The 19,499-nt window shown below is 71.7% G+C and carries 14 protein-coding genes; 8 read left to right on the plus strand and 6 right to left on the minus strand.

Annotated features, from left to right (window positions below; all coding sequences use genetic code 11):
* Positions 1-48 precede the first annotated feature (48 nt).
* The 4 genes from CFP65_RS32040 to CFP65_RS32055 form a co-directional block, all read right to left on the minus strand.
* Positions 49-1,530 (minus strand): NCS2 family permease, encoded by a 1,482-nt coding sequence (locus tag CFP65_RS32040; RefSeq protein WP_104819459.1) that lies wholly within the window; start codon positions 1,528-1,530, stop codon positions 49-51.
* A 259-nt stretch (positions 1,531-1,789) separates the two neighbouring features.
* The gene (pucD, locus tag CFP65_RS32045) at positions 1,790-4,150 is read right to left on the minus strand and encodes a xanthine dehydrogenase subunit D (RefSeq protein WP_174805591.1); all 2,361 of its coding nucleotides are present in this window, start codon (positions 4,148-4,150) and stop codon (positions 1,790-1,792) included.
* Complete coding sequence (locus tag CFP65_RS32050; RefSeq protein ID WP_104819460.1) at positions 4,147-4,632, minus strand: (2Fe-2S)-binding protein; 486 nt, start codon at positions 4,630-4,632, stop codon at positions 4,147-4,149. The genes pucD and CFP65_RS32050 overlap by 4 nt, the downstream gene beginning before the upstream one ends.
* Entirely contained in the window at positions 4,629-5,516 is an 888-nt protein-coding gene (locus CFP65_RS32055; protein WP_104819461.1) for a xanthine dehydrogenase family protein subunit M, read from the minus strand. The genes CFP65_RS32050 and CFP65_RS32055 overlap by 4 nt, the downstream gene beginning before the upstream one ends.
* Positions 5,517-5,925: 409 nt before the next feature.
* Here CFP65_RS32055 and CFP65_RS32060 point away from each other — a divergent pair, with 409 nt between their 5' ends.
* Positions 5,926-7,518 (plus strand): PucR family transcriptional regulator, encoded by a 1,593-nt coding sequence (locus CFP65_RS32060; protein ID WP_104819462.1) that lies wholly within the window; start codon positions 5,926-5,928, stop codon positions 7,516-7,518.
* Between the two features lie 64 nt (positions 7,519-7,582).
* On the opposite strand, the gene CFP65_RS32065 is transcribed toward CFP65_RS32060, so the two are convergent.
* A complete protein-coding gene (locus CFP65_RS32065) occupies positions 7,583-8,557 on the minus strand; it encodes a glycoside hydrolase family 16 protein (protein WP_158702457.1) in 975 nt (324 codons plus the stop codon).
* A 233-nt stretch (positions 8,558-8,790) separates the two neighbouring features.
* Between CFP65_RS32065 and CFP65_RS32075 the strand changes: the two genes are divergently transcribed.
* From CFP65_RS32075 to CFP65_RS32105, 7 genes are all read left to right on the plus strand, one after another.
* A complete protein-coding gene (locus CFP65_RS32075; protein WP_104819464.1) occupies positions 8,791-9,234 on the plus strand; it encodes a hypothetical protein in 444 nt (147 codons plus the stop codon).
* A 109-nt stretch (positions 9,235-9,343) separates the two neighbouring features.
* A complete protein-coding gene (locus CFP65_RS32080) occupies positions 9,344-11,419 on the plus strand; it encodes a bifunctional polysaccharide deacetylase/glycosyltransferase family 2 protein (RefSeq protein ID WP_104821275.1) in 2,076 nt (691 codons plus the stop codon).
* A 62-nt stretch (positions 11,420-11,481) separates the two neighbouring features.
* Positions 11,482-12,684 (plus strand): acyltransferase, encoded by a 1,203-nt coding sequence (locus tag CFP65_RS32085; RefSeq protein ID WP_104821276.1) that lies wholly within the window; start codon positions 11,482-11,484, stop codon positions 12,682-12,684.
* A 277-nt stretch (positions 12,685-12,961) separates the two neighbouring features.
* Positions 12,962-14,503, plus strand: coding sequence for a glycosyltransferase family 2 protein (locus tag CFP65_RS32090; RefSeq protein ID WP_104821277.1), 1,542 nt, complete (start codon positions 12,962-12,964; stop codon positions 14,501-14,503).
* The gene (locus CFP65_RS32095; protein ID WP_104819465.1) at positions 14,500-15,540 is read left to right on the plus strand and encodes a glycoside hydrolase family 26 protein; all 1,041 of its coding nucleotides are present in this window, start codon (positions 14,500-14,502) and stop codon (positions 15,538-15,540) included. The genes CFP65_RS32090 and CFP65_RS32095 overlap by 4 nt, the downstream gene beginning before the upstream one ends.
* A gap of 503 nt (positions 15,541-16,043) precedes the next feature.
* On the plus strand, positions 16,044-18,164 hold the full coding sequence (locus CFP65_RS32100; RefSeq protein WP_254552674.1) for a glycosyltransferase family 39 protein: 2,121 nt from the start codon (positions 16,044-16,046) through the stop codon (positions 18,162-18,164).
* Positions 18,165-18,239: 75 nt separating this feature from the next.
* A complete protein-coding gene (locus CFP65_RS32105; protein WP_104819466.1) occupies positions 18,240-18,905 on the plus strand; it encodes a dihydrofolate reductase family protein in 666 nt (221 codons plus the stop codon).
* Positions 18,906-19,008: 103 nt separating this feature from the next.
* Here CFP65_RS32105 and CFP65_RS32110 read toward each other — a convergent pair whose 3' ends face one another.
* Positions 19,009-19,407: a hypothetical protein gene (locus CFP65_RS32110; RefSeq protein WP_104819467.1), complete on the minus strand. Its 399-nt coding sequence runs from the start codon at positions 19,405-19,407 to the stop codon at positions 19,009-19,011.
* Positions 19,408-19,499: the final 92 nt, after the last annotated feature.

Here is a 19,499-nt window from a genome sequence, read left to right on the forward strand (position 1 = left end):
CGGGGGTGCCGCCGGTACGGACGGGGTCCGTACCGGCGGCGGTCGAGGCTAGTGCACGCCCAGCCAGGACTTGATCGGGGTGAGGGCGAAGTAGACCACGAAGACCGTGGTCAGGATCCACATCAGCGGGCCGGGCTCGCGCCACTTGCCGGTGCCGGCCTTGATGACGGTGTAGGAGATGACGCCGGCCGCGACGCCCGCGGTGATGCTGTAGGTGAAGGGCATCAGGACGCAGGTGAGGAAGGCCGGGATGGCCACCTCGCGGTCGGACCAGTCGATGTGCCGGGCCTGGCTCATCATCATCGAGCCGATGACGACCAGGGCGGCGGAGGCGACCTGCACGGGGACGACCGCGGCGACCGGGGAGAAGAAGAGCATCAGGGCGAACACGCCACCGGTGACGGTGGAGGCGAGGCCGGTGCGGGCGCCGTCACCGACGCCGGTGGCGGACTCCACGAAGACGGTCTGGCCCGAGGCGCCGGTGAGGCCGCCGATCGCGCCGCCGGCGCCGTCGATGAACAGGGCCTTGGAGAGACCGGGCATCTTGCCCTGCTTGTCGGCCAGGCCGGCCTCGGTGCCGACGCCGATGATGGTGGCCATCGCGTCGAAGAAGCCGGCGAGGACCAGGGTGAAGACGGCGACCGAGGCGCTGATCGCGCCCATGCCCTTGCCGCCGAAGGCGCCGAACAGGTCGACGTGGCCGAAGAGGCCGAAGTCGGGGGCCGAGACCGGGCTGCCGGGCCAGTTCGGCGCGGAGCCGCCCCAGTCCTTGGCGGTCAGGCCGGCCGCCTTGTTGACGATCAGGGCGACCACGGTGCCGGCCGCGATGCCGATCAGGATCGCGCCGCGGACGTTGCGCGCCAGCAGCACGAAGATGGTCAGCAGGGTGAGCGCGAAGATCAGGACGGGCCAGCCGGCCAGCTCGCCGAAGGGGCCGAGCGAGAGCGGGGTGGGGCCGCCGGTGTGCACGAAGCCGGCCTTGTAGAAGCCGATGATCGCGACGAACAGGCCGATGCCGATGGTGATCGCGTGCTTGAGCGGCAGCGGGATGCCGTTCATGATCTTCTCGCGGAGGCCGGAGACGACCAGCAGCACGATCAGCAGGCCGTAGATCACGCACAGGCCCATGGCCTGGGACCAGGTGGTGTGCGGGACGACCAGGGCGGATATCGCGCCGGAGACGGAGAGTCCGGCGGCGACGGCCAGCGGTACGTTGCCGACCACGCCCATCAGGATCGTGGTGACGGCGGCGGCCAGCGCGGTGGCGGTGGTCAGCTCGGCGTGGCCGAGCTTGTGGCCGGTGACGTCCGCCCCGCTCAGGATGATCGGGTTCAGCAGGACGATGTAGGCCATCGCCATGAAGGTGGTGAGGCCACCGCGGATCTCGTTGCCGAGGGTCGAGCCCCGGGCGGAGATCTTGAAGTAGGCGTCCAGAGCGTTCTTCGGCGCGACGGCCGGAGTCGACGTGGGGGCGTCGGACTCGGCCGGTGGCTCTTCGGTGGTGCCGGGCTCCGTGGAGGTCCGGGTCATGTCCACTCCCAAGGTTCAAAGGGGGTTGGGGTGGGCGAGTCGACCTGATCTGCGGATAGGGGAGCAGGCACAGGGGGACTGATTCGACTCACTTCGTGCACTCGATGCGTGCGGGCGGTGCGGGGTGGTGCGCACCGCTGCGTGGCCCCGGCGTGGGAGAGGCAGCGGGTGGTTGGTGCACATGATGATCTTCTTCGGTGCGATGGTGGTGCTGCCCCGGGGCGGCGGGGGAAGACGTGACCGCCGCCCCGGGGAGGTATCAGAGCGTCCCGGTCAGGTGCTCGGGACGGACCGGAATGCGGTTGAGCGCGATCCCGGTGGCCTGGCGGATGGCCGCGACGATGGAGGGCGTGGCGGAGACGGTGGGGGCCTCGCCGACGCCGCGCAGACCGTACGGGGCGTTGGGGTCGGGCAGCTCCAGGACGTCCACCGGGATCGGCGGGGTGTCCAGGATGGTGGGGATCAGGTAGTCGGTGAAGGAGGCGTTGCGCACCTTCCCGTCCTTGACGATGATCTCCTCCATCACCGCGAGGCCCAGCGCCTGGGTGCAGCCACCCTGGATCTGGCCCACCACGGAGAGCGGGTTGAGCGCCTTGCCCACGTCCTGGGCGGCGGTCAGCTCGACCACCTTGACCAGGCCGAGCTCCACGTCCACGTCGACCACCGCGCGGTTGGCGCAGAAGGTGTACTGGACGTGGCCGAAGCCCTGACCGGTCTCCTTGTCGAAGGGGACGGTCGGGCGGTGGTGGTGCTCGCGGGTCAGGTCGATCGCCTCGTCGCCGAGCAGGTCGACCAGCGGGATGAGCGCGCCGGCCGATTCGGAGACGACCTTGCCGCCGATAAGCTGGAGGTCGTTCTGGGTCCAGCCGTAGCGCTTGCGGCCGCGGGCGAAGACCTCCTGCTTGACCGCCTCGGCCGCGAGCTTGACGGCGCCGCCGGTCATGTAGGTCTGGCGGGAGGCGGAGGTGGAGCCCGCCGAGCCGACCTCGGTGTTGGCCGGGTGGATGGTGACCTGCTCGACGCCCAGCTCGGTGCGGGCGATCTGGGCGTGCACGGTGACGCCGCCCTGGCCGACCTCGGCCATCGCGGTGTGCACCATGGCGACCGGCTCGCCGCCGATGACCTCCAGGCGGACCCGGGCGGTGGAGTAGTCGTCGAAGCCCTCGGAGAAGCCGACGTTCTTGATGCCGACCGAGTACCCGATGCCGCGGACGATGCCCTCGCCGTGCGAGGTGTTGGAGAGCGCGCCGGGCAGGGCCCGGACGTCCAGGTTGGTCAGGTCCAGCGGCGGGGGCAGCGGCATGTCCTTGACCCGCTGGAGCAGCTCGGCCACCGGCGCGGGGGAGTCGATCTGCTGGCCGGTGGGCATGTAGTCGCCCTCCGACATCGCGTTCAGCTGGCGCAGCTCGACCGGGTCCATGCCCAGCTTCTCCGCCAGCTTGTCCATCTGCGACTCGTAGCCGAAGGCGGCCTGCACCGCGCCGAAGCCGCGCATCGCGCCGCAGCTCGGGTTGTTGGAGTAGAGCGCGATGGCGTGCATCTTGACGTTCGGGATGACGTACGGGCCGTGGCCCAGCGAGGCCGCGTTGCCGACCACGGCCGGGGAGGCCGAGGCGTACGCGCCGCCGTCGAGGACGATCCGGCAGTCGGCGAAGACCAGCTTGCCGTCGGCGGTGGCGCCGTGCTCGTAGTGCATCCTGGCCGGGTGGCGGTGCACGTGGCCGTAGAAGGACTCGTCCCGGGCGTAGACGATCTTGACCGGCTTGCCGGTGTGCAGGGCGAGCAGCGAGGCGTGGATCTGCATCGAGATGTCCTCGCGGCCGCCGAAGGCGCCGCCGACGCCCGCGAGGGTGAGGCGGACCTTCTCCTCGGGCAGGGCGAGCACGGGGGCCATCTGCTGGCGGTCCACGTGCAGCCACTGGGTGGCGATGTAGAGGTCGATGCCGCCGTCCTCGGCGGGTACGGCCAGGCCGGACTCGGGGCCGAGGAAGGCCTGGTCCTGCATGCCGACCTCGTACTCGCCGGAGACGATCACGTCCGCCAGCGCGCGCACCTCGTCGGTGACGCCGAGGCCCGAGACGAGCTTCTGCTCGTGGCAGATGTTGCCGTAGCCGTGCGACTTGAACTCGTGCGGCTCGTGCACGTAGCCGTGGGTCTCCGGGTCGAGGCACTGCTCCTCGGTGACGATCGGGGTGAGCACCTCGTACTCGACCTTGATCTTCTTCACCGCACGGCGGGCCGTCTCCGGGTGGTCGGCCGCGACGAGGGCGATCGCCTCGCCGTGGTAGCGCACCTTGTCGATGGCCAGGGCCGGCTGGTCCTGGATCTCCAGGCCGTAGAACTTGGAGCCCGGGATGTCCTGGTGGGTGAGCACGGCGTAGACGCCGGGCAGCTTGAGCGCGTCCGAGATGTCGACGCTCACGATGTTGGCGCGCGGGTGCGGCGAGCGCAGCGCCATGCCCCAGAGCATGTCCTCGTGCCACAGGTCGGAGGAGTACGCGAACTCGCCCTTGACCTTGAGGTTGCCGTCCGGGCGCAGCGGCGAGCCGCCGATGCCGTCGGGGGAGGACTGCTTGATGTCCTGGAGGTTCTTCTGACCCTGGATGGTGCGGGTGCTCATGCCTTCGGCCCCTTCGCGCACGTGCGGGCGGAGGCGAGCCGCACCGCGTCCATGATCTTCTCGTATCCGGTGCAGCGGCAGAGGTTGCCCGACAGCGCCTCGCGGATGTCGTTGTCGCTCGGCTGCGGCTCGCGCTCGAGCAGGGCGTCGGTCTGCACCAGCAGGCCGGGGGTGCAGAAGCCGCACTGCACGGCGCCCGCGTCCACGAAGGCCTGCTGGACGAGGCCCAGCTCGCCGTTCTCCTCCGCAAGGCCCTCGACGGTGCGCACCTCGCGGTCCTGCACCTGGCCGGCCGCGACCAGACAGGAACAGACCGGCACGCCGTCCAGGTAGACGGTGCAGGAGCCGCACTCGCCCTGCTCGCAGGCGTTCTTGGAGCCGGGCAGGCCGACCCGCTCGCGCAGCACGTACAGGAGGCTCTCGCCCTCCCAGACGTCGTCCGCCTCGACGGGCTTGCCGTTGGCGGTGAAAGTGACCCTCATGCCGCGCTCCTGATCTGCTTGCTGTAGTCGTTCCAGGTCCAGGTCAGCGTGCGGCGGGCCATCACGGCCAGCGCGTGGCGCCGGTAGTCGGCGGTGCCCCGGACGTCGTCGATCGGGGAGGCGGCGGCCTTCACCAGCTCGCCGAACTTCTGGATCACCTCGGTGCCCAGCAGGTCGCCCGACTCCCACAGGCCGCGCTCGGCGAGCACGCCCTGCAGGTACTCCTCGGCCTCCACCGCGCGGCGCGGGGTGGGTGCGGCCGAGCCGATGCCGGTGCCGACGGTGCCGTTCTTGGGGTGCAGCGCGAAGCCGAAGGCGCAGACCGCGATGACCATCGCGTTGCGGGTGCCGATCTTCGAGAACTGCTGCGGGCCGTCGGCCACCGGGATGTGCACGGCGCGGATCAGCTCGTCCTGGGCCAGCGAGTTGCGCTTGACGCCCACGTAGAACTCGTCGATCGGGATCATCCGGGTGCCCCGGACGGAGGCGGCCTCGACGAAGACGTCCCGGCCGGCCGCGAGCAGCGCGGGGTGGGCGTCACCGGCGGGCGAGGCACCGCCCAGGTTGCCGCCGACGCCGCCGCGGTTGCGGATCTGCGGCGAGCCGACGGTGTGCGAGGCCAGGGCCAGGCCCGGGAGCGGCTCGGAGAGCTCGTCGATGATCCGGCTGTAGGGCACCGAAGCACCCAGACGGACCACGGATCCGTCGTTCGACCACTCGGTCAGCTCGGTGATGCGGTTCAGGTCGAGAATCGCGGATGGCCTGTGCACGTCGAAGTTCATCTCGACCATGACGTCCGTGCCGCCCGAGATGGGCAGCGCGGCCGGGTACTCAGCCTTCGCCGCGAGTGCCTCGTCCCACGTAGCGGGCCGAAGGAACTCCATGCGGTGTCTCCTCAAGTCGTCGCCGAAACCGGACGGCGGGCACAGCGCCCACCCGGTGTTCTCGGACTGTGCCACTGCGATGTCGCCTGCGTGTCAAGTCCTGGTCACCGGCGTGTTGTCCGGCGGCGTGTTTGCCAGTGAACCGCTGTGACGGGGCCCACTGGCAGTCACCGATGGCATGAGCCCCGACTTCACCGTCGCCCGGCATCCTGTACGTTCGTCCAAGCGGGACAATTGCCCTGTACAGGCCTGCCCGCAGCACTACCTACGACCGTAATCCGGCCGTGATTCCAAGGCTATGGGCCCGTGATCCGGGAGCCGGTTGATACGTAACACCCAGCGCGCCGAGTCGTGCACACTGTGAGCCCCCCACCCCTGCGAAGCCCCCCACTGTTCAGGAGGAGTTCGGATGCGTGTCCGTGACCTGCTTGCCCCCGGCGCCCCGCGGCTACGGCTGCTGGCAGCCGAGGACGAGCTCGACCGGCAGGTCAGCGGCGTGATGACCACCGACCTGCACGACCCCGGCCGCTACCTGCACGGGGGGGAGCTGGTGCTCACCGGGATGCTCTGGCGCACCGCGCCGGAGGACTCCGAGCGGTTCGTCCGCACCATCGTGGCGGGCGGCGCCGTGGCGCTGGCGGCCGGCGAGGCCGAGGTCGGGCCGGTGCCCGAGGACCTCGTCGAGGCCTGCCGCCGGCACCGGATGCCGCTGCTCGCGGTGCCCGACGACATCGCCTTCGGCTCGGTGGTCGAGTACATCGGCCGCCAGGTCTCCGCCGACCGCGCCGCCGACCTGGCCGCACTCGTCGACCGGCACCGGGTGCTGGTCTCCGCCGCGGGGGGCGGCGGGCTCGACGCGGTGCTCGACCTGCTCGGCGGCGACCTCGACCTGGACTGCTGGGTGCTCGCGCCCACCGGCCGGGTGGTGGCCGGGCCGGCCGACCACCTCTCGGCGGAGGACCGCGACCAGCTGGTCCGCGCCCACCTGGCCGCCCAGCGCCAGCGCCGCAGACCCCCGCACCGGGCCCGGCTCGCCTCCGGCGCGTACTCGCTGCTGCCCGCCCCCGGCTCGCCGGAGACCGAGGCGCCGCTGGCCGACTGGGTGCTCGCGGTGGCCGGTGACGTCACCGAGTGGACGCCCAAGCGCCAGCAGCTGGCCGAGAACCTGGCCCGGCTGGTGGCCGCCGAGCGCACCCGCCGCGACGAGGGCCGCCGGCTGCGCCGCCGGATCGCCGACGAGGTGCTCGCGCTGCTCCAGCGCGACGCCGACCCGGCCGAGCTGACCAGGGCGCTGGACGCCTCCACCGCGATGGCCGCCCGCGACGAGCAGGCGGACCCGCAGTCGGCGGAGACCGAGCGCAGCTGGCTGGTGGCCAGCTGCGAGGGCACCGGGCTGCCCGAGGGCACGGTGCGCGCCGTGCTGGAGGAGGCGCTCACCGACGCCGCCGACCGGGCGTTGGTGGCCGGCACCGGCACCGGGGCCGTGGTGGTCTGCCCGGCTCCGGGCGGCGCGGTGCCGGCCGACGCGCTGCGCGAGCTGCTCGCCCCGCTGGAGGCCGGCCTCGGCTCCGAGGGCCGGATCACCGTCGGCGTCTCGGCCCCCGCCCAGGAGGCGGGCGGCCTGCGCGGCGCCCTGGAGGAGGCCCGGCACGCCCGCCGGATCGCCGCCGCCCGGGTCGGCCGGGTCTGCGTGGCCGGCCCGGAGGAGCTGGCCAGCCACGTGCTGCTGCTGGCGGCCGTGCCGGACGAGGTGCGGCGGGCCTTCCGCAGCCGGCTCCTCGACAAGGTGATCGGCTACGACATCGAGCACCAGGCCGACCTGGTCCGCACCCTGGAGGCCTTCCTCCGCTCGGACGGCTCCTGGACGCGCTGCGCCGCCCAGCTGCACGTGCACGTCAACACGCTCCGGTACCGGATCGGCCGGATCGAGGAGCTGACCGGGCGTGACCTCTCCCGGCTGGAGGACCGGGTGGACTTCTACCTGGCCCTGGAGCTGGCCTGACGCGGATCGGTCCCGGGGCGCCCCGCCCCGGGACCGAAGGCGTTTCAGGACTTCGGCACGGCGGTCAGGACTTCGGCACGGTGTTCACGTAGTCGGTGCCGGCCGCGTAGAAGCCGTCCACCGTCTTCTGCACGTCCGCCGGTGACACGGCCTCACCGGCCTTGTAGTAGAACCAGTTGATCTTCATGTCCCAGTTGCGCGCGGCGCCGGTGAACGGGAGGTCGATGAACCAGTCGCTGAAGTGCACGTCCATGGACTCGCGCGGGACGTACTTGCCGTTGCTGGTGAACAGCTCCTTGCCGTCCAGGGTGTAGGTGGCCTTGCCGTTCACGGCGGTGACCATCATGGTGTGCCAGCCCTTGAGGTGCTGCTTGAGCGCGTGGGTGACCCGGTCCGGCGGGTCGGACTTGAACCAGCTGGTGGTGTCGAGCTGCGGGCCCACCGAGCCCCAGCCGCCGTTGGCCATGTACTCGTAGTCGAGCTCGCTGTAGTTCGCCGAGGTGTCGTCGGGGGAGATCGCCGAGAAGGACTGGACGATGTGGTCGCCGTTCTTGCCGCTGGCTGGCTCGTCGCCGAGGTAGATCCGGGCGGCGAAGGTGCCGTTCTTGAAGGCGGTGCCGGTGGTCGAGACCTCGGTCTGCCTGGTGCCCTGCTTGGTGCCGTCGGTGGTGGCCCGCAGCTGGAGGATCCGGCCGCCCTGGGCGGTGGAGTCGGCGGGGAAGGAGGCGCCCGCCGGCGACCAGGTGTCCTTGATGCCCGGGGTGCCGCCGTCGGTGCGCACCTGCCAGCCGTGGGCGGCCAGCTGCGGGTCGTCGGCGCCGCTGTAGCGGAAGGTGTCGAACAGCGTCCCCGGCGGGCCGGTGGGGGTCGGCGAGGCGGCGGCAGCGGCGGCGGAGCCGGTCGAGCCGGCGGGCGCGGCGGCGCCGGCCCGGCCGGCCGGGGTCGGGTCGGCGGAGCAGGCGGCGAGCAGGCACCCCAGGGCCGGGAGCGCGAGCACCGTCCACGCGCGGCGACGGGGGGTGCGGCGGGGCTGGCTCATCGGGCTCCTCGGAGGGCGGTTCACAGGGGGGAGCGGTAATCCTAACGAAGGCTGATAGTCAGCTAAGTGTGATGTGTAGATCGGCATTGCGATCCGATTACGACACCTGAACAGATCGCTCCAAATGCGGACATCAGGCCCAGAACGCCTCAGGTCGGTGCCCTAGTGTTCCCTCTACGCTTTCGCGACTCTTACGTACCTGCACTGAAAGGCCCCGCCGGGTGCGCCCTGTCATGTCCTCCACCGCATACGAACCGGTGCACCCGGTGCATCCCGGCGGCTACGGGGCGAGTGCCGAAGAGCCCGCCGCCGCACCGGTGTTCGTCGACCAGTCGGGCCAGCGCGGGCGGATGTTCCGGGGCCTCGGCTGGCCGGTGACGGTGGCCGGCGGGCTGTTGGCCGCGGCCATGGCCGGCAGCCTGATCGGCGTGCAGTCGGACGCGCCGGCGATGGGGATACCCGCGCAGCCCACCTCGGCCCCCACCCCCTCCGTCACCCCGGCCCCGGCCCTGCCGGTCACCCCGGCGGCGCCGAGCTCCGCGCCGCCCGCGCCGAGCGCCTCGGCGACCCCGCACGGGAAGAGCGCGACCACCACGCCCAAGTCGGGCACCAGCTCGAAGCCGGGTACCACCACGCACCGGACGGCGCCCGCGGGCCAGCCGACCAAGCACGCCTGATCCTCCGCACCACCCATCTCCAGGAGCGCCCTTGTCCCGCCACCAGCGCCGCCGCCGGCAGTCCCTGCTGCGGTCGCGCCGCCTGGCTGCGCCGCCACTGCGCTTCGTCATGCCGCTCTCCCTGCTGGCCTGCCTGCTCGTGCTGCTGGTGCTGCGCGGCCTGGCCAACAACGAGGTGTTCCACGACACCCGGATCGCGGTCTCGGTCGACAAGACGACGGTGCCGGAGAACCTGCTCAAGGGCGGCCCGGTCATCGACGCGCGCGGGGCCAAGAACGCGCACCCGGTGAGCTACCGGATACCCGACCGCACCGTGGTGCTGAGCTTCGACGACGGCCCCTCCCCGCAGTGGACGCCGAAGATCCTGGACCTGCTCAAGAAGTACGACGTCAAGGCCGACTTCTTCGTGACCGGCTCGATGACCACCCGCAACCCGGAGCTGATCCGGCAGATCGTCGCGGGCGGCCACGAGCTCGGGGTGCACACCTTCACCCACCCCGACCTGGTCTACCAGTCGCACGCCCGGATCGCCTGGGAGCTGGCCCAGACCCAGGTGGCGCTGGCCGGCGTGGCGGGCGTGCACAGCGCGCTGTTCCGCCCGCCGTACTCCTCCGACGCCTCGGCGCTGGACGACTGGAACTACCCGGTGATCAAGTACGTGGGCGCCCACGGCTACCTCACCGCCTTCATCGACGCCGACACCGACGACTGGAAGCGCCCCGGCGTGGACGCGATCGTCAAGGCGGCGCTGCCGCCCCAGCCCGGGGCCGGCCGGCTGGTCCTGCTGCACGACGCGGGTGGCGACCGGGCCGAGACGGTGGCCGCGCTGGAGCAGATCATCGTCAAGCTGAAGGGCGAGGGCTACCGCTTCACCACCATCTCCGACGCGCTCGGCGCCTCCAGCGCGATGGTGCCGGTGCACGGCTACCAGCTCTGGGTGGGCAAGGCGTTCATCGGGGCCACCCAGGTGGCCGTGTACAGCCTGCCGGTGCTGGTCGGCCTGCTGGCCGTGGTCGGCTTCCTCAACTTCGGCCGGTTCGGGCTGATGCTGCTGCTCGCCCCGGTCCACGCCCGCCGCGCCAAGAAGCCGGGCCTGTGGGGGCCGCCGGTCACCGCGCCGGTCACCGTGCTGGTGCCGGCCTACAACGAGCGCGAGTGCATCGCGCACACGCTCAACTCCCTCGCCGCCAGCGACTACCCGATCGAAGTGATCGTGATCGACGACGGCTCCACGGACGGCACCTCGGAGATCGTCGAGGAGATGAACCTGCCGTTCGTCCGGCTGATCAGGCAGGTCAACGGTGGCAAGTCCACCGCGCTCAACACCGGGATCGCGGCCGCCTCCCACGACATCATCGTGATGATGGACGGCGACACCGTCTTCGAGCCCGCCACCGTGCGCGAGCTGGTCCAGCCCTTCGCCGACCCGGCGATCGGCGCCGTGGCGGGCAACGCCAAGGTGGGCAACCGGGACAGCCTGATCGGGGCCTGGCAGCACATCGAGTACGTCCTCGGCCACAACCTGGACCGCCGGATGTACGACATGCTCAACATCATCGTGACCATCCCCGGCGCGGTCGGCGCCTTCCGCCGCGAGGCCCTGGACCAGGTCGGCGGGATGAGCGACGACACGCTGGCCGAGGACACCGACGTCACCATGGCGGTGCTCTGCCAGGGGTGGCGGATCGTCTACGCCGAGCGCGCCCGCGCCTGGACGGAGGCCCCGGCCAGCATCCAGCAGCTCTGGTCCCAGCGGTACCGCTGGAGCTACGGCTCGATGCAGGCGATGTGGAAGCACCGCCGCGCGGTGACCGCCAAGGGCCCGGCCGGGCGGTTCGGCCGGCTCGGCCTGCCCTTCGTCGTGCTGTTCGGCGTGGTCGCCCCGCTGCTGGCCCCGCTGGTCGACCTGTTCTTCCTCTACGGGGTGCTCTTCGCCGACGCCCCGGCCACGCTCTACAGCTGGGCCGGCTTCATCCTGCTCCAGTGCGTGCTGGCCTGGTACGCCTTCCGGCTCGACCGCGAGAAGCCCTGGCACCTGATCACCCTGCCGATCCAGCAGCTGGCCTACCGCCAGCTGATGTACGTCGTCCTGCTGCAGTCCTCGATCACGGCGCTGACCGGTGGCCGGCTGCGGTGGCAGAAGCTGCGGCGCACCGGCGAGGTCGCCGCGCCGGTGGAGGTCTGACCGTGACTGCACCGACCGAGTACGGGTTCAGCCAGGACACCGTCCAGCTGCGCGTCCCCGTGATGCACCTGCCCGAGCCCGACTTCGACCCCGAGCCGGTGGCGCCGCCCGCCCGCAAGGGCGGCCGCGACCGCTACCTCGACCTGCTGCGCGCGCTGGCGCTGGTCCGCGTGGTGCTCTACCACAACTTCGGCTGGTTCTGGCTGCCGATCGTCTTCCCGTCGATGGGCGTGATGTTCGCGCTGGCCGGGATGCTGATGGCCCGCTCGCTCGGCAGCCGCCCCGCGATGGGCGTCATCCGGGGCCGACTGCGCCGCCTGCTGCCCCCGATGTGGCTGTTCGGCGCGATCGTGGTCACCGCCCAGCTCGTGGACGGCTGGGGCCCCGACGCCGACGGCCACCCCGGCTGGTGGTGGGGCGAGCTGACCTTCTGGATCCTGCCGCTGAGCACCCCGCCGTACGCGAACCTGCTGCACGGCTTCAGCGGGCACCTCGACCACACCTGGGCCGAGCAGATCGTCGTCCCGCTCTGGTACCTGCGCGCCTACCTCTGGTACGTGCTGCTCTCCCCGCTGATGCGGTGGGCGCTGCGCAAGCAGCCATGGCTGACCCTGTTCGCCCCGCTGGCGATCTCGATCGCGATGAACTCCCTCTTCGCCGACCAGGACTTCGTCTACGGCCGGGTCTGGGAGAACGCCACCGACTTCACCACCTTCGGCTCCTGCTGGATCCTCGGCATGGCCTACCAGGAGGGCGTGCTCAAGCGGATCCCGCAGTACGTGGTGCCCTCCATCGCGCCGCTGGTCATGGTGGCCGGCTGGTGGTACCTGCACACCCGGCCGGTCGACCCGAGCAGCCCCACCGACATCGAGAGCTGGCCGATCGCCCAGGCCCTCTGGTCGCTGGGCTTCGTCGCCATCCTGCTCCACGTCAGCCCGTCCTGGGAGCAGTGGCCGAGGCCGCTGGAGCGCTGGAACGGCCTGGTCAGCCTGCTCAACGCCCGTGCCGTCAGCGTCTACCTCTGGCACCAGAGCGCCCTGGTGCTCGCCATCCCCCTGATCGACCCGCTCTGGACGGTCGACTTCGTCTACAAGCACATGCAGTGGCTGCTCACCAGCCAGTGGTTCCCGCTGATGGTGGCCGTCCCGCTGATCGCCCTGCTGGTGCTGCTCTTCGGCTGGATCGAGGACGTGGCCGCCAAGCGCAGGCCCCGGCTCTTCCCGTACCCGCGCCGCAAGCGCGGCCGACGGCGGGCGGCCATCTGAGCGCCGGATCCCCGCCGGGCCGTCCGGGCGTGCGGGCGTCGGGGCGTGGGGGCGTGGGGGCGTCGGAGCGTGGGGGCGTGCGCCCCGGCGTGAAAGTTGCCCGGTAGTTTGGCAAAGGGCCAGCGAGTCGAGCGCGCCTTCGCTAGATTCCTCGGATTAGACCAATTCTCCGGGGTGGCTCGTGCGAACAGCTCACCATGTTCCGGCCCGAGTCCCGCCCCAACGGGCCGCGTTGCACCAGGGCGGGCGGCGCCGGCCGCGGCGCAACCCGCCGCCCGTGGCGTACCGGGGCGGGCTGCTCCCCGCGCCGCCCGACGACCGCGAGAAGTACGGCTACGTCAAGCGCCACAGCTGGGTGCTGACGCTCTCCTCGCTGCTCGGCTTCGCCTGCGTGCTCTACAGCCAGGTGGACACCGCCCGGCACAGCCTCTGGATCTGGGTGTTCTCCCCGGCCCTGCTGCTCTCGGTGGTCGGCTTCCTGATCGGCCTGCGGCTGGAGGCGCTCACCCCCAGCTTCGACCTCAAGGCCCACCGCCGCCTGGTCCGCTCCTGGTACCCCGGCGACCACCACCCCCACGTGGACGTCTTCCTCCCGGTCTGCGGCGAGCCGGTGGAGCTCCTGCACAACACCTGGCAGTACGTCCGGCTGATGGCCGGGCACTACCGCGGCACCGTCACGCCGATCGTGCTCGACGACGGCGACAGCCCCGAAGTGGCCGCGATGGCCGCCGACTTCGGCTTCCGCTACCTGGTGCGCCCCAACCGCGGCTGGTACAAGAAGGCCGGCAACCTGCGGCACGGCTTCGAGCACTCCGACGGTGAGGTGATCCTCATCCTCGACGCCGACTTCGCCCCCCGGCACGACCTGCTCGACGAGCTCCTCCCGTACCTGGACGACGACGAGCGCACCGCCATCGTCCAGTCGCCCCAGTACTTCCGGGTGCTCGACCAGCAGAACTGGATCGAGCGCGGGGCCGGCGCCGTCCAGGAGCTCTTCTACCGCTCCGTCCAGGTCTCCCGGCAGCGCAGCGACGGCTCGATCTGCGTCGGCTCCTGCGCGATCTACCGCCGCGCGGCGCTGGCCGAGATCGGCGGCACCAGCCTGATCGAGCACTCCGAGGACATGCACACCGGCTTCGACCTGCGGGCCCGCGGCTGGGACCTGCGGTACGTGCCGCTCGCCCTCTCCACCGGCGTCTGCCCCGACACCATCGGCGCCTACTACAACCAGCAGTACCGCTGGTGCATGGCCTCGATGAGCATGCTCGGCAGCCTGGAGGCCTTCTGGCGGGTGCCGATGCGGTTCGCCAGCCGGCTCTGCTACATGTCCGGCTTCGTCTACTACGTCGAGACGGCGCTGCTCACCTTCACCGGCCCGCTGATCGCGCTGGCCCTGCTGCTCTTCTTCCCCGACCAACTCCAGGCCACCAACATGTGGTTCGTGCTGCCCAGCGTGGTCCACCTGACCGTGGTCTACCCGCTCTGGCACCGCAACCCCTACCGGCTCGAGGCCTGGGCCACCCGGGTCACCTACGGCTGGGCCCACACCTTCGCCATCTGGGACCTGCTCCGCCGCCGCCCGATGGGCTGGCAGCCCACCGGCTCGGCCGGCGCCAAGACCAACCGGACCCGCCGCTTCTGGATCGGCATGTGGGGCTGGAGCCTGCCCACCGCCGTGCTCTGGATCGGCGCGGCCGTCTGGCGGATGGCCACCATGGTGCCGGAGAACTTCGCCCTGATGCTCGGCTCCGGCGTCTTCTACGCCGTGGCCGTGGCCCGAGTGCTCGTCCAGCCGCGAACGGAGACCGCATCCTCATGACCATCGGCCGACGTTCCCTCCTGCTCGCCGCGATCGGCTTCGGCGCCGCGGCCTGCGCGCCCAGTGCCTCCGCCCCGATCGGCGCCGGCGGCCAGGGCGCCGCACCCGTCGGCGCGACGGTCGGCGGCGGGGGCGGTGGCGGTGGCGGGGCTGTCTCCGCCTCGCCGGTCGCGCCCCGGGTGCCGTACGACATCACCCCGCTGCTGCTGCCGAAGAAGAAGTACCTCGGCGCCACCTTCGACGGCGTCCCGGTCTCGCTGGCCCCGGCGGACGCCTGGACCGGCCTGGTCGGCAAAGCACCCAACCTGCTGGTCTACTACCTCGGTTGGGGCGACGAGTTCCAGACCGACCAGACCCGGGCGGTCTGGGAGAAGGGCATGCTCCCGTACCTCGCCTGGGAGCCCTTCAAGAAGACCCTCACCGAGATCGCGGCCGGCGGCGAGGACGACTACATCACCCGCACCGCCCTGGCCGTCCGCGACCTCAACGTGCCCGTGGCGATCAGCTTCGGCCACGAGATGAACGGCGGCTGGTACCCCTGGGGCACCAAGCAGAGCACCCCGGAAGCCTTCGTGAAGGCCTGGAAGCACGTCCACGACCGCTTCCAGGACGCCGGCTGCTCCAACGTCATCTGGGTCTGGAGCCCGAACGTCACCAACCCCGTGCCCGACGTGCGGCTGGCTCCCTACTACCCCGGCGACGGCTACGTGGACTGGCTCGGCGTGGTCGGCTACTACGCGCGCACCGGCCCGCACACCTTCGGGACGCTCTTCGGCCCCACGCTCAAGGAGATCCGCGCCTTCTCGGCCAAGCCCGTCCTGCTCGCCGAGACCGGCTCCGAACCCACCGCCCGCAAGCCCGCCGACATCGCCGACCTCTTCGCCGGCGTGCTCGCCGACCCGTCCGTGCTCGGCTTCGTCTGGTTCGACCTGAAGAAGGAGGCCGACTGGCGGGTGAACAGCGGCCCCGACTCCCTGACCGCGTTCCGCTCCGCCGCCGCCGACACCCGCATCGGCTTCGACGTGGCCCACCCGTGACGCGCGAGCGTGGCGACCGCTGGACCGGGTCGGGGGATACCTCGGAGTCGGGGGAGCCGGGGGAGCGGGTGGAGCAGGTGGAGCGGGTGTGGGTGGTGGATCCGCTGGGGGTGGCGGAGGCCGTGGACCCGGGGGAGCTGGCGCAGTCGGCGGGTTCGGCGGGTTCGGCGGAGCCGGTGGGTCCGGCGGAGCCGGTCGAGCCGGTCGAGCCGGTGGGACTGCTGGGGGCTGTGAGCTCGGCAGAGCCGGTGGAGCCTGCGGAATCGGCTGGCCCGGGGGCGGCCGTGCGGTCCTGGTTCACGCCCAAGGCGCAGCCACCGCCCCGGACGGACCGCCCGTCGCCCGCCTTGCGCATGCTCCTGGCTCGGGGTCCGTCGTCGGCTTCGCGGCCTGCCGCTGGTCGGCCGTACGCGGTGCCGTCGCGGCCGGTGGGGCCTGCGGCTGGCCGCCCGTACGCGGTGCCGTCGCAGCCGGTGGGGCCCGACGCCGGTCGGCCGTACGCCGTGCCGCGCCAGCCCGTCCGGCCCGACCCGGTGGACGAGGACACCAGGGTGCTGCGCCGCATCGACCCGGCGGCCCTCGCGGGGCGCACCGAGACCGGTGCCACCGCGCTGCGCCCACCGACCGCACCGGCCTGGCCCGGCCCGCCGACCGCACCGACCTGGCCCGGCCCGCCGACCGTACCGGCCTGGCCCGGCTCGCCGGTGGGATCGTCCTCGCCCGGCTCGCCGGTCGGACCGGCCTCTCCCGTCGTCCCGCCGACGGCGACCGGAGCCGGCACCCTCGTCCCGCCGACGGCGGCCGGGGCCGCCACCGCCGGGCGGGCTGCCTCGCCGCCGACCGGCTCCGTCCCGTTGCCCGCCGTCCCGCTGCCGTCGCCTCCGCCGTCCCGCTCCGGCCCACGGTTGCCGTCGCCCGGTCCGGAGCCCGGCGGGATCCCGCCCCGGCAGCGGGATCCCGACAGCATCTGGGCCCCCGACGAGACCGTCCAACTGCGTCTGCTCCCGCTGCCGGAGGTCGAGGCCGACCCCGGCTTCGCCTTCGCCGAACCGGTGCGGCCCGGGTGGACACTGCCGCCCGTCCCGGACGTGGCCTGGTCGGCGACGGCCAGCCGGCGGCGGACCTGGATCAGCCGGGGCCTGCTGCTCGCGCTGCTGATCGTCCAGGCCGTGCTGAGCTTGCGGCTGCACAACTCCGCGTTCGAGGACGAGGCGCTCTACCTCTACGCCGGGCACGCCGAGATCGCCCAGATCTTCCACGGCGCCCCCGACTACGGCGGGTTCGCGAGCTACTTCTCCGGCGCGCCCACCCTCTACCCGGTGCTGGCCGCCGCCGTGGACTCCCTCTTCGGCCTGGCCGGGGCCCGGGCGTTGAGCCTGCTCTTCATGCTGGGCGCCAACGCCCTGCTGTACTCCTTCACCCGCCGCCTCTTCAACGAGCGGGCCGGCCTCTGTGCCTCGGTGCTGTTCGCCTTCGCCCAATCCACCCTCTTCCTCGGCAACTTCGCGACCTACGACGCGATGGCGGTCTTCCTGCTGGCCCTGGCCACCTGGATCGTGGTCCGCAGCGGCCACCGCCACTGGGCCCTCCCGCTGCTCGCCGCACCGGTCGCGGCGCTGGCCGTCGGGGTCAAGTACGCCTCCGCGCTCTACCTGCCGACCGTCGCACTGCTGCTGCTCCTGGTCGCGTACCAGCGGCACGGCATCCTGCGGGCCCTGCTCCGCACGGCGCTGTTCACGGCGCTGGTCGGCGGTCTGCTCGCGGCCGCCGTCCTCAGCACGGACTACCTCACCGCCATCAGCAGCACCACCACCGCCCGGGCCCACGGCGACACCCCCACCCTCGCCATGCTCCAGGACAGCGCCCGCTGGGGCGGCCTGCTCTTCCTGGTCGCCTGCCTCGGCACCGGCCTCTACGCCCGCCGGGCCCGGCTCAGCGAGGTGCCCGGCTGGCGGCAGGCCGTGCCCGGCGCCCGCTGGCGGCTGGCCCTCGGTCTGCTGCTCACCGGCACGGCGCTGCTCGCCCCCGCCTACCAGATCCACCTTCAGACCAGCACCTCGCTGCACAAGCACGTCGGCTTCGGCCTGCTCTTCGCCGCCCCGATGGCCGGGGTCGGCGTCACCCGGCTGATGGGCGCCCACTTCAAGTTCCCGCAGTTCGCGATAGCCGTCAGCGTGTTGGCCCTGACCATGGGCATGTCCCAGTCCGCCAAGAACTACGGCATCTGGCCCGACACCAAGTACCTGATCCAGGACCTCTCCTACAAGGTCCAGCCCGGCCAGCGCTGGCTCGGCGAGCCGCACGAGGGCCCGGTCTACTACCTCTCCGACCTCGGCCGCACCAGCTACCCCCAGTGGACCTCGGTCTACTACATCGACTACACAGGCCGCCCCGGCCCGCACCTCTCCGGCATCCCCGGCTACCGCGCCGCCCTCCAGGACGGCTGGTTCGACGGCGTCGTCCTCGACTGGTCCGACAACCCGGGCGCCGTCCCCCGCGCCATCCGCGACGAACTCCGGGCCGGCGGCAAGTACCGCCTCTCCTCGGCCCTCCCGTACCAGACCTCGGCCGGCAAGGGGCACTTCGAGGTCTGGCTCAAGCAACAGACCCTCCCCGCCAAGTAGCCCGCGCGTTGTCGGTGGCTGCCGCTACGGTCGGCATAGGCTGGCGCCAGACCAGTACCGGGGAGCGGAGGACCGATGGCCGGCAAGGTGTTCTTCAGCGTGTCGATGTCGCTGGACGGGTACGTCGCGCCGGTCCACCCGGCCGCGGAGCCGCTCTTCGCGCCGGAGAACCGTGACGATCCCCAGGTGCAGCGCTGGCTGTCCCAGTGGGGCGAGCTCCAGAGTTGGGTCTTCCCGCAGCGCTTCTTCCGGGAGAACACCGGCTTTGGCGAGGGCGGCGAGGAGGGCCGTGACAACGACCTCCTGCGTCAGACCTTCGAACGCACCGGCGCGAGCGTCCTCGGCAAGCGGATGTTCGACCTCGGCGAGCAGTCCTGGCCCGAGGACGCCCCCTTCCACACCCCGGTCTTCGTCCTCACCCACACCGCCCGCGCGGACTGGGCACGCCCCGGCGGCACCACCTTCCACTTCGCCACTGAGGGCATCTCGGCCGCCGTGGCCCGCGCCCGCGAGGCCGCCGGCGACCGCGACGTCCGCATCGGCGGCGGCGCCGAGACCATCCTCCAGGCCCTCAACGCCGGCCTGGTCGACGAGTTCTCGGTCACCGTCTCCCCGGTCCTCTTCGGCGCCGGAGCCCGCCTCTTCGAGGGCATCGACGCCGACCGGATCGCCCTGGAGCCGCTGCGCTCGGAGTCGGTCTCCCGGGTCACCCACCTGAGCTACGCGGTGAAGCGGCGGTAGTCAGGCTCGTGTCTGATCGGAATGACGTCGGGAACGTTCATGGACGAGCCGCAGGGTCTACTTGGGACAACGGGCGGACTTGAGTTGCTTGATCCTCGTGGAGCTAACCGACGAGGAAGCGGAACGACACCTCCCAGGCCCGGAACTTGCACTGCAATGTGAGGGACTGGATCTCGAAAACGGGGGGAAGCTCGGCTCCGTACTCGTAGTACCGCACCTGGTCAATCCCCTCCGGCTCCTTCTCAGGGGGCTCGCTCCAGCAGTCCGAGCTCACCGCGTCCTGCAGGAGCACGAGCTCGCCGACATCGTGGAACTCGAGGAGGAACCGCCCGGCCGTCACGTGCTGGAACTCCAGCCGGAGCACTGTTTTCGGGTGGCCCGTCAGTGTTAGGTCGAGGAGCGAGCAGTCGTTGTGGAGGTCAATGTAACCGTCGCCGACGTACAGCTCGATGTGGTCGCCCGGCGCACTCCATGGGTGGAGACCGGTGAATCTGGCTTGCATGATGTCTCGCTTCGGGATGGTGTTCAGTAGGGGGCCGGGGCAAGCAGTCGAGTGGTGCCCGTCAGCGGGGCTGCTCCTCTCTTCTTTGGAGC

The sequence above is a fragment of the Kitasatospora sp. MMS16-BH015 genome (assembly GCF_002943525.1).
In the GTDB taxonomy this organism is placed as follows: Bacteria; Actinomycetota; Actinomycetes; order Streptomycetales; family Streptomycetaceae; genus Kitasatospora.